We start from the raw sequence: 15,868 nt of genomic DNA on the forward strand, positions 1-15,868 counted from the left end.
TATATTTTGGCTCAATATACGAGTTACAGGTTAAACTGCGTCAATCCAGTTTCCGTCCTCTTTAATCAAGCCGATGAGATCGTCGAGCGCATTTGCGGTATTAACGTTCTTTTTAACCACTTCTTTACCGCGATACAGTGTAATCTTGTCGGGACCTGTACCCACATATCCATAATCAGCATCTGCCATTTCGCCCGGACCGTTCACAATACAACCCATAATCCCGATCTTAATACCTTTTAAATGGTCAGTTCGTGACCGGATCAGTTGCGTAGTTTCCTGCAAATCAAACAAGGTACGGCCGCAACTCGGACACGATATATATTCGGTCTTTGAAATACGCGTCCGGGTAGCCTGCAGAATACCAAAGCTTACTGCATTAAGTAAGCTTAGATCGGCTGCGGCATCTATCCACACCCCATCGCCAAAACCATCGTTCAGCAAAGCACCCATGTCGGTGGCCGCATAGAGCATCAGATCATCGGAAGAAATATCGCCATAAGTGCGTTTAATGATAACCGGCAGTCGCACGCCCGACCTTAACAGGTCAGCGAAGAAGCTCCGCTGCGCCTGCACACCATTTTCAGCACTTGTCGTTAAAACAAGCACAACATTACTTTCAAGGTTATTGAAATCAATCTCTTCGCCTGCTTCTATACTTACCAGATTCAGTACAGGATCTTTATGGGTAGCCGACAAGTAATCCTGGTAGCTGAACAGCGGATGGCAATTATATTTGTTTTTAAGTGATGCCCAGGTCGCATAATTGTAAATCTGCACCAAGTTGCCCGGGAATGAGAATGAGGGAAGCGCATCACCGAGGTAAACCATATCACAGGCCTGATCGGTCATATTGTATTTGTCGAGCCCGACACTGTACTTATATCCCGCCGCATTAAGAAAGAATGGATCTTTCAGATTCTGGGCCGACACGTCTAACAACACCAGAGGATGATGACTGCCGCCAATATGTTGTATAGGCAGCGTTGCCCGGCGACTGTATTCAAAGGGATTGTAAGCAAGATCGCCCATGTAAAGCCGCTCTCTCGATTGCGGCAGCTGTCCCGCGGCGCGACGTTCATAACGCATGGCCAGGGCCCTGGCAACCGGCGCCTCGAATTCAGGATCCTCTGTCAGTGAAACCCGGATGGTATCCCCGAGCCCGTCCTCCAGTAAGGTACCAATGCCTACGGCCGACTTGATTCGCCCGTCCTCCCCATCGCCTGCTTCTGTAACCCCAAGGTGAAGCGGGTAGTTCATGCCTTCCTCGATCATCGTCTCCACAAGCAAGCGGTACGCCTGAATCATTACCTGTGTATTGCTGGCCTTCATGGAAATAACCAGGTTGTAATAATTCAGATCTTCGCACATACGGATGAACTCCATGGCTGACTCAACCATTCCACGCGGCGTGTCACCATACTGACTCATGATCCGGTCGGAAAGCGAACCATGATTGGTGCCGATCCGCATCGCCGTTCCATATTCCTTACAGATCTTCACCAGCGGTTTAAACTTGGTATAGATCCGCTCCAGTTCAGCACGGTAGGCATCCTGCGTGTAAACAATGTTTTCAAAGCGCTTCTTATCTGCGTAGTTCCCCGGGTTCACCCGTACCTTTTCAACGATACGTGCAGCAGCTTCCGCAGCATTTGGCGTAAAATGAATGTCTGCTACCAAAGGTACCGTATAGCCACGCATACGCAGTTCCTTTTTAATGTTTGCAAGGTTTTCCGCTTCCTTTACGCTCGGCGCTGTAATACGCACATATTCGCAGCCCGAATTCACCATACGGATCGTTTGCTCCACGGTCGCCATCGTATCCATGCTGTCTGTAGTGGTCATAGACTGTATCCGTATTGGATGATGGGCACCCATCGGAACGTCACCGATGTGCACCTCACGGGTTAGAAATCTAGAATACGGAGCTGGTACTTTTTCCATGGAATGCAAAATGAACAGCAAAGATAAGTATAATGTTTAAATGAGGCGCTCCTTTGTAACTAGCGTATGGGCAATAAGATCATGAAAACACTGTTGCTTCTTATTGAGGAAACTATAAAGGTAACCGATGTAAAACGGAGCAACAGAGCAAACTTTGGCTAGATTCCTACCAAAGGAATTGGCCATGCTGATGCGGTGACCAGCCTCATCGGTCACCGTGATGCGCAACAAGCGTTTGCCGATTGTAGCCTGCTTTTCAGAGGCTTCAGCGATGCTGCTGTAGAGGAATTTTGCAAGCGGAATCAGTGGCACCCCGCTAAGCAACAGAGATATCCGCTGAAACTGTCCCTCTATAAAAATAAACCCGATCAAGGCCAGAACAACATAACAAAGCGATACGAGAAAATAGTCGACCACCATAGCCAGCAACCGCTGATCGAAAGAAGCAAAATACTGAGGGGCGGTCTGCTGGTATGTAAAACCGAAAAGCTCACGCAATTCATGTACTTCGTGAGCTTCTTTGTAATCCGGCATTTGAGGGGTTCGCACAAAAGTTTCTGCCCTAAGCGGCATATTTCTAAGCTGATCCAGCGTATAAGGGCCTTCGGGCCTGCCGTTTACAACAATGGTATATTGTTCCCCGCTAGACATACTCCCATAGATTAATATCTGCGAACCTCGAAACTGCTGAGCCCGCCATCCAAATTGATAAAGATTTTTGTCGCAGCCGCATCAAAGTTCGACGTTTGATATGTTCCGTCTGCAATCTTCACAAAACCGGTAAAGTCTTTGGCCGACAAACCCGTTTTCGCTTTGATGCGACAGCCGGAGGCTTGCGGTATTTGAATCTTGACATCGGCCACTCCGGTTTTTACATTAAGATCGGCTATCGGTAGCTGACTTCCAAGCTTAATATCTAAGGCTGCAGCACCTCCGTCGATATTAAATGTCCGGACTTTATAGTCAGATAAATCAAATTTAACCTCGCCGGCGCCCATGTTCACATTAAGTTCCCAAACCGGGCCTGTATTAAGGCGGAAATCGACGTCTTCACCTCCACTACCTATATTCCATTTCGACTTACCGTTTTTCTCGAAGCTAATCGTGGTGGTGCTGTCGGTTTGTAATGTTTCCATACTAAACCGCCCTGATCTCTTGGAAACATGCACCGCGATCAGACTGTCTGTAGCCCCTTTCAATTCAAAGGAGGCACCGCCTCCGCGAATATTCAACACCGTGTTACGGGCAGATTCCGATTCATAAGGGTGCGAAAAATTCATTTCCTCTAACACCTCCGTTTCTGCCCCTATATCTTCTTTAATACGGTCCCCTATCCAGCGCTCATTATCCGGTGACTGCTGACCCTTGTAAAACAGCAGCGCAAGCATCGCAACCAGAATAGCTATAGAGATAATGCCGCCGGTTTGCGACTTTCCCCGGCCAAATAAAATGTTAACTCCGGCAATGATCAGAAAGATCGGCCAGAAGCGCCAGACATTTCCCCAATGAAAATCTATAATACCGAAATTCTCCAACAGGAGTACACCGCCGATAAACAGCAGCACGATACCCCACATTATTCTATCCAATTTCATGTTATATATCTTTTTGAGTGAATCTGTCGCCTCCCTCAGTTTGTGCAGAACCATCAGTTGCAGAGCCATCTTGTGCACCGCCGGCTGAAGTTTCATTTGTTTTACTGTTGCGGATATCACTGTAAAGATCCCGCTCCTGCTCGCGCTTCCATTGCTCCCAGGCATTTTTCTTGTTGGCCTTAAGAATAAAACTAACGCCAATAGCTACGAAAACCAAAGGCCACAACTTACTGATGCTAAACCAAAACGGTATTATATTAAACTCGTTCAGCAGAAAATACACCCCTATAACAAGCAGAAATAATCCCCCAACCATGCGCCCTGTTTCATTATTTTTTTGCAGCGGTTTAAAATCGCCAGCCTTCGGGTCAGCCTGAAAGGGCTCATTAGTACCCGGTGACGTAAATGGCTGCTGACTTGACTGATGCGGCTGGGTAAATGCGTTTGGTGAGTTAAAAGTATCTTTTCCCTGATAGAATTCATTAAATTTGGTAAATCTCCTCAGCGGGTCGTTATTTACCGGTACCACAATCCACATAACCAGGTATACCAATATCCCGGTTCCAACCAGAAAAATGGTGGACAGTACAAACAATAGCCTGATTATCGTTACATCCACCTCCATGTACTCAGCTATGCCAGACGATACGCCGGCGATCACCTTTTCATGCTCATTCCTAAATAATCTCCTGTCCATATTTTTTTTCCTCCAATGCTAAAATTGTACCGGTCGTATCGTTATCTCATCAACATTTGCGCCACTGCTCATTTTAAGCGCATAAAGGATCGTTTCTGCAATATCCTCCGCCTGTACAAACCGTTCAAATGGGATATCTGTTCCCTCCCATGAAGCGGTAAGTGTTGAGCCCGGTAAAACCGCTGTAACCTTAACGTTGTATTTTGATAACTCATCCCTGAATACATGATTAAGACTAAGCAATGCGCCTTTAGTTACACTGTAACTACCAGCATTTTCAACGATTTGCTTGCTGGCTACCGAACAGATGTTGAAAATATGGCCTGAAGCCTGCTCGCGCATCCTTTTGCCAAAATATTTACTTGTATAGTAAGCGGCCATTACGTTCAGGCTGACCTGTTTTTCCAACTGTTCATCCGCTTCGTCGAGCATGGCGCCGACAAGGAACATCCCTGCATTGTTGACCAGCACATCGACCGTGGGCATATGCGCAGAGGCGGCCTCGCAAAAAGCATACAACTCTTCTTTAATGCTGCAATCGGCCTGAAAAGTAAAAATATCCCGGCCGGTATACGCCATTGCTTCGGCAAATTCGGCAAGCTCCTCCCTGTTTCGCGCGCACACCGCAAGATTGTACCCATTCTCTGCCAGTTTTATAGCAATGGCTTTGCCCATCCCTTTGGTGGCACCGGTAATAATAGCATTCATTGTTTAAACAGTTATGTGGCGCAATAATACAAAAAACCCATCCATAGCAAAACTTTGGCCATGAAGAATTGTTTCAGTTTTGCATCATGTTTTATGCGTGGGAACGCATACTTGTTTCAAATTTTATTGTTTCTTTGTACATCGTTGCATATAAAGCTAAATTTCACTGAATGAATTTTACCAATTTTGGCAAGTACCTGCTTCTGTTAAAAGCGGTATTCAGACGACCCGAAAAATTTAAGATCTACCTGGAAGCCATTTTTAAGCAAATGGACTTTATCGGTGTGGGTTCACTTGGTCTTATTGCCATTATTTCAACGTTTATTGGGGCAGTTATGACCCTCCAGATCGCCTTCCAGCTCGTGAGCGATTTTATTCCTAAGACCATAATCGGTTCGGTAAACCGCGACTCTACGATCCTGGAGTTGAGCCCTACCATCAGCGCTATTGTTCTTGCGGGTAAAATCGGTTCTGCTATTTCCTCTGAGATCGGCACCATGCGTGTGAGTGAGCAGATCGACGCGCTGGAAATCATGGGCATAAATTCGCCGGGCTACCTGATCCTTCCAAAGATCATTGCGGGAATTACTATGGTTCCGCTGTTGGTAATCATCTCTATGTTTTTGAGCATCAGCGGTGGCTATCTCGGCGGCACATTGTCGGGCGCCGTTACTCCGGCAGAGTATATCCAGGGTATCACTACGGATTTCAACCCCTATACCATCACCGTTGCACTCGTAAAGGCGTTTGTCTTTGGTTTTATTATCACGTCCGTGCCAGCCTATGAAGGGTTCTATGTAAAAGGCGGGGCACTCGAAGTTGCGCAGGCCAGTACAAGGGCTGTGGTGGTCAGTTGTATCACTATTCTGGCGTGTGACTACATTGTAACCCAGCTGTTATTATGATCGAGATTAAAGACATCAACAAATCGTTTGGCGAGAACGAGGTGCTTAAAGGCATCTCGGGCAAGTTCGAGGCTGGGGTTACCAATCTCATTATCGGCGGATCGGGATCGGGCAAGACCACCCTGCTCAAATGCATGATTGGACTGCACATTCCGGAACAGGGCATTGTGGAATATGACGGACGCGACTTTACCAAAATGAACTTTGAGGAAAAGATCGAGATTCGAAAAGAGATAGGCATGCTTTTTCAAGGCTCTGCCCTATTCGACTCTATGACCGTGGAGGAAAACATCATGTTCCCGCTGAATATGTTTACCGACCAGTCGCGCAAAGAAAAACTGGAGCGGGTTAATTTCTGCCTGGAGCGCGTAAACCTGGAAGGCAAGAACAAACTTTTCCCCGCAGAGCTGTCGGGCGGTATGAAGAAACGGGTAGGCATTGCAAGGGCAATAGCCATGAACCCTAAGTACTTGTTCGTAGATGAGCCTAACTCCGGACTGGATCCGAAAACTTCCATTGTGATCGATGAGCTGATCAAGGAGCTGACCGAAGAATATAATACTACCACGATCGTGGTAACACATGATATGAACTCTGTAATGGGTATTGGCGACTATATCCTGTTCCTGCATGAAGGCAAGAAGTTCTGGGAAGGCTCGAATAAGGAGATTGCCCATACAGATGTTCAGGAGCTAAATGACTTTGTCTTTGCAAGCCGCTTCATGAAAGCTGCCAAGGGAAAGTTTTAATAAAATACCAAACCAACCAATACCATGATTAGCCTGCTAACCCCCACGCACTGGAAAGATTACGAACTGATTGATTGTGGCGATTTTGAAAAACTGGAACGTTTCGGAACGATGGTACTTACCAGACCCGAACCTCAGGCGGTCTGGAAAAAGACGCTTTCAGAACAAGAATGGAAAAAGCGTACGCATATCCGTTTCAAAGGTCGCACCGCGACTACGGGCGAGTGGATCAGAAATAACCCTAAACTGCCCGACCGCTGGAATGTTGAATATAAAAACAACGATATAACTATCAATCTGAGGCTCGGACTTACCTCGTTTAAACACGTAGGTGTATTTCCTGAGCAGGCGGTAAACTGGGATTATATTTCTTCCTGCGTGAAGAAGTTTAAAGCGCAGAGCCCGAAGGTGCTTAACCTTTTTGCGTATACCGGAGCGGCATCGCTTGTGGCCAAAGCCGCTGGTGCAGATACCACGCATGTCGACTCCATTAAGCAGGTGGTGAACTGGGCAAACGAAAACCAGGAACTATCGAAACTAAAGGATGTGCGCTGGGTGGTTGAGGACGCACTTAAATTCGTAAAACGCGAGTTGAAACGCGGAAAGAAATACAACGGAATAATTCTTGATCCGCCTGCCTTTGGCCACGGTCCGAATGGCGAAAAATGGAAGCTTGAAGACCATATTCAAGAAATGATGCAGGATGTGGTACAGCTTCTGGACGACAAGGAACACTTCCTTATTCTGAACACCTATTCGCTGGGCTTTTCGTCGGTCATCGTTGAAAATCTGATCAAAACATCCTTTCCGCAGGTACAGAACCTGGAAACCGGTGAACTGTATTTGCAGGCGACCGCCGGCACAAAGCTGCCCCTCGGCGTTTTTGGTAAATTCAACAAGTTTGTTTAGCATCATAAAGTGTATTATACTTGCATAGTTAAACGATTTTAACCCTATACATCTTACCTTAAATAATATTACAAATGAAATTATCTCAGCTTGCAGGAGTCTTTTTAATTGGCGTTGTTACGGTGGCCACAACCACCAGCTGCACCTCGGAAGGAAAACAAACCGGTGTTAAAACCAAAACAACCGCCACCAAGGATTCAACAGAAAACCCTGAAGCAGAGGAAGACGCCAATGTAAGAACACCGGTTGATACAGCTAAATACAATCAGCTGATGAAAAAACTTGCCAATGGCGACACTACCGGCAAGTGGCCGGTGAAACAGCATCCCTATCCGCTTGACGGGGCTATATTGCCATTTAAACGTATCGTGGTTTATTACGGCAACCTTTTCTCGAAAAAAATGGGCGCATTAGGCGAGTATGCACCTAAAGAAATGCTCTCGAGACTTGACGCAGAGGTGAAGCGTTGGGAGAAAGCTGACCCATCTACCCCTGTTCAACCAGGTCTGCACTACATTGCCGTGGTTGCCGCAGGTGAGCCCGGAAAGTCTGGAAAGTATCGCACACGTATGCCTTTTAAACAGATAGATTCTGTAATGGCCATCTCCAGAATGCGTAAAAACATGATCGTGTTCCTTGATATTCAGGTTGGTTTGGGCAGCATCCGCGATGAACTGCCGCAACTGGAAGAATATTTGAAGCTACCTAATGTACACCTTGGAATCGACCCTGAGTTTTCCATGAAAGACGGATCACTTCCCGGCAGGAAAATAGGCACCTACGATGCAGCAGACATTAACTATTGCTCAGACTACCTGGCCGGACTGGTAAAGAAGCATAACCTTCCGCCAAAGGTTTTCGTTATTCACCGGTTTACCCGAAAAATGGTCACCAATTCCCAGAACATCAAGCTTCGTCCGGAAGTACAGGTGGTGATGCATATGGATGGCTGGGGCGAACCAGAACTAAAAAGAGGAACTTACCGTCACTTTATATACTCTGAGCCAGTGCAGTTTACTGGATTTAAACTATTCTATAAGAATGATTTAAAGAAAGCTCCTAACAGGTTAATGACCCCTGAGGAGCTTCTAAAACTGAAACCGGCGCCTATCTACATTCAATATCAGTAAGCGTTTGTAAAGTGGGCCTAAGCCCACCTTACAAACGCTAAGGCGTACGTCTTAGGGAACTATTAGCGGCCCGAGATAGAGCGTAGTGCTAACGGCCTGCCCGTCGGCACGGACAAAAAACAGGTACCCATGAACCGTATCACCGGAAGATTTATTGGGTATCGACAATGTGACAGATCGCTCGCCCCGTGCTGCAACGCTTTGGTACAACACAAACTTTTCTTTTTGTGGATTGTAAAGAACAAAGGTCGCCCGATCGTCTGCAGCGGAATAGATCGAGTCTGTCGCATTTTCCCATTTAAAATTCAGCAGACAACTTCCTGCCGGTGTTACTTCGGTAACAAAGGAAGTGATCAGCGGTCCTTCACTGAAAATTGCCTTGCTAAAATTGATCACAAAGTCGGGCGCCGTTCCGGCTACTGCCTCTGTTAAATAGTAAGACATCGCCGCGTTATGCGGCGTCATACCTTTCTTGATGTGGTGATAGCCAACATTAATAATTTCTGTTAGAGGTTTTAGCCAGGCGACAGCCACTGCGAATTTTTCCTGTTGTGCCAGTTGAGCCTCACTAGACTCCTTGGTCTTGACTGGGAGGCTCCGCATATAGTCTACTCCTCGCCAGCTGGCGCCTACTACACTCCCGACTTTCCCGCTCACGGGACCATTAATTCCATTATTATATCTTGCCATATTTAATTTGTTATGGTACAAAGGTAGCGTGCAGACTCATGGCTAACTACGCCATTTGTCACAGTTAGGCGGGTTTATTCAGATGGCTTGGTCTTCGGATATTCGGGGCATGTTGGGCCTTTCCTCGTACTTTCTTCGGGAAAAGGGGTACTTTTCCCGAAGAAAGTACCTGTTTAGCCCGAATATGCTACGAAGACGCCAGCATCCTGTGTATTAAAACAGGAAGTTTACTGTGGTCTTAGGATTATCCAGTTTGGTGCTTTGTCGCTTGCCTTTGATAATAGCATGGATCATATTGATCTGAGCGCTGTGTTGCTCGAATAGAATATCGTTGTGGATACGAAGCTGCCTGATCGGCGGTACTTTCGCAGACTCGAAATAACACCAGGCTGCTTCTTCTTCAATTTCATAGCCTACAAAACTGAGTGCAACATCAGTGTTGTTAACTTTAATTTTAAGGTGGTCTTTAATATAGGCTGAGATCAGCGCATTTACCTGCTTCTTATCAGCAGGTTTTAAAATGCTGACATTAGTCTTGTATTTTTTGTTTAACGCAGCTTCAAGATCGTCAAAAAATATCCGTGCACTCACTTGCACAGCCATTGTCTTTTCATCCTGCGTTATTTCGGTTACACTGACATAAAAAGGATGAAAAATCTTAAAAAAGATAAGCAGGATGGATAGTATCATGGTTTCTTAGTAACAAACTTAGTGTATTAGTTGCAATTATTTTCGGAAATTGCGACTTTCAAAATGTAATGCGCGACTTTAATCTTTATTTTGAACTTGGCTGGCAGCATATTCTGGACTGGCAGGGTTATGATCATATTCTTTTTGTTTTGGTGCTTTGTGGTATTTACACGGCTAAAGACTGGAAACAGGTACTTATTCTGGTGACCGCTTTTACCGTCGGTCACAGCGTTACGCTTGCTTTAAGTGCGCTCCGGTTGCTAAGCGTAAATACCGCCCTCGTTGAATTTCTGATTCCGGTAACGATTGCCATTACGGCTTTGTCTAATATCGCATCAAAGAAAACGAAACCGAAAGGACTTGGATTGAAATATACCCTGGCTCTGTTGTTCGGACTAATTCACGGATTAGGCTTTTCCAACTACCTGAAAAGCCTCCTGGGCAAGAGCACAAACATCGTACTTGAGCTGTTTGCGTTTAATATTGGCCTTGAATTTGGGCAGATCCTGATTGTGATTGCAGCATTACTCTTGTCTTTTATTCTGATTTCCCTTGTAAAAATCAAGCGATGGGACTGGAATTTCTTCTTATCGTCTGCTATCTTTGGTATATCGTTCATTATGGCCGCCGAACGGCTGCCCGAACTTTTATAACACATACATGAAAAGACCATTACTCTTATTGATCACATGCGCACTGAGTGGTTCCCTGCATGCGCAATTGCATAATAATCCAGGATCAAACCATGGCAATAAGTTTGAACAACTGGGAACAGTGCTCAGTGACCCGAACTCTTACCGCTCGGCATCCGGAGCACCTGGCCCGGCATATTGGCAGCAGCGGGCTGACTATGTGATCAACGCCGAACTGGATGAAAAAAACCTGAGGCTTACGGGATCGGAAACGATTACATATTATAACAACTCGCCCGACCCGCTGAGGTACCTTTGGGTACAGCTGGATGAAAACCAGCATAAATCGACCAGCGACAATAAGCTGACCGAGCAGAGCAGAATGACCGACCAGATGACTTATAAGACCTTGTCGGGCATCGTTAACGAGCCTAACGACCTCGGGGTAAACATTTTGAAAGTAACCAACGGGTCTGGTTCGGCATTGCCTTATGTAATCAACAACACGATGATGCGCATAGACTTGCCGGTAGTGCTTAAAGCGGGCGAGAAGTATGTACTGAACATCTCCTGGAATTACAAGATCTCGAACCGGATGACAGCCGGTGGACGGGGAGGTTATGAATATTTCGCAGAAGACGACAACTACTTGTTTACTATGGCCCAGTGGTTTCCGCGCATGGCGGTATATTCTGACTACCAGGGCTGGCAGAACAAGCAGTTTGAGGGACGTGGCGAGTTTGCACTTGTGTTTGGTAATTATAAGGTGAACATGACGGTGCCGGCCGACCATATTGTGGGTGCTACCGGCGAGTGCCAGAACTACAGTCAGGTGCTTAGTCCGGCTTATATGAAAAGATGGAACGCTGCACAAACGGCTAAGGCTCCTGTTGAAATTGTGAACCTGGCTGAAGTTAAAGCTGGGCTAAGCAAAAAATCGTCGGCCAAAAAGACCTGGACCTATACTGCTGAAAATGTGCGTGATTTTGCCTGGGTGTCGTCGAGGCGCCTGGTATGGGATGCTATGGCGACCTATATCGATGGTAAAAAGATCATGTCTATGTCTTATTACGGTCCGGAAGCTTATCCGCTTTACAACCGCTATTCAACGAAGGTGGTTGACCATACCCTGAAGGTTTATTCAAAACATACCATACCCTACCCTTATCCGGTGGCGATTTCTGTAGAGGCGGCCAACGGTATGGAATACCCAATGATCTGCTTCAACTATGGCAGGGCCGATAAGGACGGCACCTATTCTGAGGCTACTAAACTTGGTATGATCGGTGTGATCATTCATGAGGTGGGCCATAACTTTTTCCCGATGATCGTAAACTCTGACGAGCGGCAATGGAGCTGGATGGACGAGGGCTTGAATACTTTCTGCCAGTTTTTGGCTGAGCAGGAATGGGATAACAATTATCCATCGGGCAGGGGTCCGGCGCATAAGATTGTTGATTACATGAAACTTCCTAAGGATCAGCTGGAGCCTATTATGACAAACTCTGAAAACATCATTCAGTTTGGACCGAATGCCTACGCTAAACCGGCTACTGCACTGAATATTTTGAGGGAAACCGTAATGGGACGCGAGCTTTTCGATTATGCCTTTAAAGAATATTCGAGACGCTGGGCTTTTAAACATCCTACTCCGGCCGATTTCTTCCGTACGATGGAGGATGCCTCGGCTGTGGACCTCGACTGGTTCTGGCGGGGATGGTTCTTTACGACCGATCCGGTTGATATTTCCCTCGATAATGTAAGCGCCTACCGGATGAATAGCATGAAAGATGCGATTGAAAAGGGCGAAGCAAAGAAGGCCTATGAGCATGACGAGCGGTACATAGGACGGGAGCGCAACCGCGCGGCAGGGATAAAGTTTGCCGTTGAACAGGACACAAGCCTGCTCGACTTCTATAACAAGTTTAACCGCTTTGAGGTTAGCAGAACAGCCGATCAGGACTTTCAGTCGTATTATAACAGCTTAACTGCTGAGGAGAAGAAATTGTACGAAAGCAACAAGAACTTTTATGAGCTGGAGTTTAGTAACCCGGGCGGACTGGTGATGCCGATCATTGTTGAGTGGACCTTTAAGGACGGCAGTAAGGAAATGGACCGGATACCGGCGTACATATGGCGTAAAAACGAGAATAAGGTGACGAAGGTGTTTGCGAAAGACAAGGAGGTGGTGTCTGTTCAGTTAGATCCTTACCGGGAGACCGCAGACATCGACGAAAGCAATAATGCCTGGCCCAGACAGGCCAAGCCATCACGATTTGAGCTGTTTAAGCAGAAAGAAGCTGTACGCGGATCCTCTACAGGAAACAACCGCATGCAGGAATCGCGCAGGCAGTAAGATACTGGCGGCAGACTAAAACAACTTAGTCTGCCCCAGATCATCGATATCTATATCCTCAGGATTGGTAATTTCGAGACTAACGTTTTTGGCAGTTGTGTTAGCTGGCGTTCCGCCGCTGCCCGACCATGGTTTTTTAACGGGCTTCTCTTCCTGTCCGGCTTCCGGAGTTGGCTCTTGTTCTTCCGGCTGTTCCCCATCCGCTTCAGTCGGTTCTGCCGGTTCAACCGCTTTATCTACTGAAGGTCCCTCTTCCTCCTGATTGCTGATATTTAAGGTCTTTACCTCATGTTGGGTAAGCCGGTTTCCATTCGCCTTTATCCCTTTCACATCAATAAAATCGGCCAGCTTTATTTCCAGCGTTTCTGGTATCTGGGTTTTGCCTTTCAACACATCGACAGTAAGCATCGCCTCAGGATTTGCGGAAAGATAAAGGAATCTTGAGCCTGTCTCTTCACTGATCAGGCTAACCTTTTTACCAACCGCGATGGACTCAAACAGGAAGCGTTTAACGTAATAGTTTTTAGCTTTACCTTCGAAATGCACAACCGCAAACGGCTTTTCCGGATCAAACTTCTGAATAAGGATCAGGTCGGCATCAAAATGGTTGCTCAATTCGAATGTACTTAGTTCGTACCAGCCATCTTTATGCACCTGCAGTATCTTGTCGTCGCCGTCAAATTCACCAAGGTACTTTCCGCGGCCATCCACGTTCAGACGGCGAAGCAGGTCGTCGTACCAAATTTTAAGTCCGGATAACGTAGATACGCCTTTTGATTTCAATAAAATCTTCTTCACCGGGTATTTGGAAACGATGTTACCCTGAGAACCACGCCCTTTAATGGCCAGTTCAGCAAAGTCCAGATCGAACTGAAGCTTCTTAAGTTTGCTGTGCGGTTTAAGCTGCACATTGACCACCTCGGCTTCGCCGTTCGGATTTGCGGTGAAATACAACACCTTGGAACCCTTTGTTCCCTTAGTAAGATCGTATTCCTTGTCGCGCGTAACGCCTACTACCGCAAAACGCTTGATATAAGAAACGCCACTGGCGCCATCTTTATAAATCATATTGTAAATAGTCCGTTCATCACCCTTTTTGAATACCTGGGCATGAAGGATACCTTTACCCACAAAGGTTTTGTCGGCCACCTTGGTAACCATGCACTTTCCATCCTCGCGGAAGACAATGATCTCATCAATATCAGAGCAATCGGCTACGAATTCGTCCTTGCGCAAACCGGTACCAATAAAACCGTCTTCCCGATTCATATAGAGCTTAACATTGGCAAGGGCCACTTTAGCAGCCTCTACCCTATCAAACAAGCGTATTTCGGTTTTACGCTCCCTACCCTTTCCATACTTGTCTTTTAATTTCTGGAACCAGGCAATGGCATAGTCGGTAAGGTGACGCAGGTGATGTTTTACTTCTTTGATATCCGCATTAAGCGCTTTCATCTGCTCGTCCGCTTTTTTAACGTCGAACCGCGTAATGCTGCTCATCGGTTTATCGATCAGCTTTTTAAAATCCTCAGGCTGGATTTCGCGATACAGATCAGGCTTAAAGGGCTCAAAAAGACGATGTAACACTTCTACGACCGTATCAAAATTGCCCGAATTCTCATAATCGGCATGCTTATACATCCCCTCCTGGATGAAGATCTTGAGCAGCGAGCTGAAGAAGATTTTCTCCATCAGCTCATGCAGCTTAATCTCCAGTTCGCGCTTTAGCAGACCTTTGGTATGAGCGGTGTTCTCTGCCAGTATATCGTTCACACTCATGAAGTGTGGCTTGTCGCCTTTGATCACGCAGGTGTTCGGCGATATAGACACTTCGCAAGATGTAAAGGCGTAAAGCGCGTCGATGGTAACATCGGGTGATATCCCCGGTGCCAGATGGATCACAATCTCGACGTGTTGGGCGGTATTGTCTTCGATCTTTTTAATCTTGATCTTGCCCTTGTCGTTGGCCGAGAGTATGCTGTCTATAACTGATCCGGTAGTTGTGCTGTAGGGAATTTCCGTGATAACCAGTGTCTTCTTGTCTTTCTCCGTGATCTTAGCCCTCACGCGAATCCTTCCGCCCCGCATCCCTTCATTGTAGGCCGAGAAATCGGCCATCCCACCGGTGAAAAAGTCGGGCAGTATGTTAGACCGGTTGCCCCGAAGTATTTCCATGGAGGCGTCCAGCAACTCCACGAAATTATGGGGCATTACTTTAGTAGCCAAGCCTACAGCAATTCCCTCTGCACCCTGTGCAAGCAGCAACGGGAACTTTACAGGGAGCGTTACCGGTTCGTTGTTTCGGCCGTCGTAGCTGAGCTGCCACTCGGTCGTATCCGGATTAAATACCACATCATTTGCAAATTTGGAAAGCCTTGCTTCAATGTAGCGAGGCGCTGCTGCACTATCGCCGGTGATAGGATCACCCCAGTTGCCCTGACAGTCGATAAGCAGTTCCTTTTGACCTATTTGCACCATAGCATCGCCTATGGATGCATCGCCATGCGGGTGGTATTTCATCGTATTCCCGATGACATTTGCCGCCTTATTGAAACGGCCGTCGTCCATTTCTTTCAGCGAGTGCATAATGCGGCGCTGCACCGGCTTTAAGCCATCGTTGATGTGGGGCACCGCCCGGTCTAGAATTACATACGACGCATAATCGAGAAACCAGTTTTCATAAAGCCCGTTGATGGGGGTTACATTATGTGCGTTTTCTTCGTTTATGTGGTTTTCTGGTTCTTCTGTCATCAAAAAAGGATTGGATGTGTAAATATAAGCGATGCGAAGAAATATATGAATAAAGGGCCGTATTTTATATGTGCGCTCTAAACAATTTAACTGGCATGATTGTAGATATAGT

General features: G+C 46.5%; 14 protein-coding genes. 6 read left to right on the top strand and 8 right to left on the bottom strand.

Going from position 1 to position 15,868, the window contains the following annotated elements:
• Window positions 1-30: 30 nt before the first annotated feature.
• Genes ispG through J3P40_RS14875 form a run of 5 tightly spaced genes read right to left on the bottom strand, consistent with a single transcriptional unit; the run spans window position 31 to window position 4,944 of the window.
• The gene (gene ispG, locus J3P40_RS14855) at window positions 31-1,944 is read right to left on the bottom strand and encodes a (E)-4-hydroxy-3-methylbut-2-enyl-diphosphate synthase (protein WP_256006980.1); all 1,914 of its coding nucleotides are present in this window, start codon (window positions 1,942-1,944) and stop codon (window positions 31-33) included.
• Between the two features lie 36 nt (window positions 1,945-1,980).
• Window positions 1,981-2,595, bottom strand: coding sequence for an RDD family protein (locus J3P40_RS14860; protein ID WP_256006981.1), 615 nt, complete (start codon window positions 2,593-2,595; stop codon window positions 1,981-1,983).
• Between the two features lie 11 nt (window positions 2,596-2,606).
• A complete protein-coding gene (locus tag J3P40_RS14865; RefSeq protein ID WP_256006983.1) occupies window positions 2,607-3,635 on the bottom strand; it encodes a toast rack family protein in 1,029 nt (342 codons plus the stop codon).
• Window positions 3,541-4,236 (bottom strand): PspC domain-containing protein, encoded by a 696-nt coding sequence (locus J3P40_RS14870; protein ID WP_256006984.1) that lies wholly within the window; start codon window positions 4,234-4,236, stop codon window positions 3,541-3,543. Before J3P40_RS14870 ends, J3P40_RS14865 begins: the two co-directional genes overlap by 95 nt.
• Before the next feature lie 18 nt (window positions 4,237-4,254).
• Window positions 4,255-4,944 carry an SDR family oxidoreductase gene (locus tag J3P40_RS14875; protein WP_256006987.1) on the bottom strand — a complete coding sequence of 230 codons (690 nt, stop codon included), beginning with the start codon at window positions 4,942-4,944 and terminating at the stop codon, window positions 4,255-4,257.
• A 170-nt stretch (window positions 4,945-5,114) separates the two neighbouring features.
• Here J3P40_RS14875 and J3P40_RS14880 point away from each other — a divergent pair, with 170 nt between their 5' ends.
• From J3P40_RS14880 to J3P40_RS14895, 4 genes are all read left to right on the top strand, one after another.
• On the top strand, window positions 5,115-5,849 hold the full coding sequence (locus J3P40_RS14880; RefSeq protein WP_256006989.1) for an MlaE family ABC transporter permease: 735 nt from the start codon (window positions 5,115-5,117) through the stop codon (window positions 5,847-5,849).
• Complete coding sequence (locus J3P40_RS14885; protein ID WP_256006991.1) at window positions 5,846-6,598, top strand: ABC transporter ATP-binding protein; 753 nt, start codon at window positions 5,846-5,848, stop codon at window positions 6,596-6,598. The genes J3P40_RS14880 and J3P40_RS14885 overlap by 4 nt, the downstream gene beginning before the upstream one ends.
• A gap of 24 nt (window positions 6,599-6,622) precedes the next feature.
• Complete coding sequence (locus tag J3P40_RS14890) at window positions 6,623-7,507, top strand: class I SAM-dependent methyltransferase (RefSeq protein WP_256006993.1); 885 nt, start codon at window positions 6,623-6,625, stop codon at window positions 7,505-7,507.
• 74 nt (window positions 7,508-7,581) lie between these two features.
• Window positions 7,582-8,637 (top strand): hypothetical protein, encoded by a 1,056-nt coding sequence (locus J3P40_RS14895; RefSeq protein WP_256006994.1) that lies wholly within the window; start codon window positions 7,582-7,584, stop codon window positions 8,635-8,637.
• A gap of 51 nt (window positions 8,638-8,688) precedes the next feature.
• On the opposite strand, the gene J3P40_RS14900 is transcribed toward J3P40_RS14895, so the two are convergent.
• Complete coding sequence (locus tag J3P40_RS14900; RefSeq protein WP_256006995.1) at window positions 8,689-9,327, bottom strand: DUF6266 family protein; 639 nt, start codon at window positions 9,325-9,327, stop codon at window positions 8,689-8,691.
• A 213-nt stretch (window positions 9,328-9,540) separates the two neighbouring features.
• A complete protein-coding gene (locus J3P40_RS14905) occupies window positions 9,541-10,017 on the bottom strand; it encodes a DUF6702 family protein (RefSeq protein ID WP_256006997.1) in 477 nt (158 codons plus the stop codon).
• A gap of 68 nt (window positions 10,018-10,085) precedes the next feature.
• Here J3P40_RS14905 and J3P40_RS14910 point away from each other — a divergent pair, with 68 nt between their 5' ends.
• Window positions 10,086-10,670, top strand: coding sequence for a HupE/UreJ family protein (locus tag J3P40_RS14910; protein ID WP_256006999.1), 585 nt, complete (start codon window positions 10,086-10,088; stop codon window positions 10,668-10,670).
• 7 nt (window positions 10,671-10,677) lie between these two features.
• Window positions 10,678-13,005, top strand: a complete 2,328-nt coding sequence (locus tag J3P40_RS14915; RefSeq protein WP_256007002.1) for a M1 family metallopeptidase — start codon at window positions 10,678-10,680, stop codon at window positions 13,003-13,005.
• A 15-nt stretch (window positions 13,006-13,020) separates the two neighbouring features.
• Here the strand turns inward: J3P40_RS14915 and J3P40_RS14920 are convergent, their stop codons facing one another.
• Window positions 13,021-15,756, bottom strand: a complete 2,736-nt coding sequence (locus tag J3P40_RS14920) for a DNA gyrase/topoisomerase IV subunit A (protein WP_256007004.1) — start codon at window positions 15,754-15,756, stop codon at window positions 13,021-13,023.
• Window positions 15,757-15,868 lie beyond the last annotated feature (112 nt).

This window comes from Pedobacter deserti, assembly GCF_024436415.1.
GTDB classification, from domain to species: Bacteria; Bacteroidota; Bacteroidia; order Sphingobacteriales; family Sphingobacteriaceae; genus Pedobacter; species Pedobacter faecalis.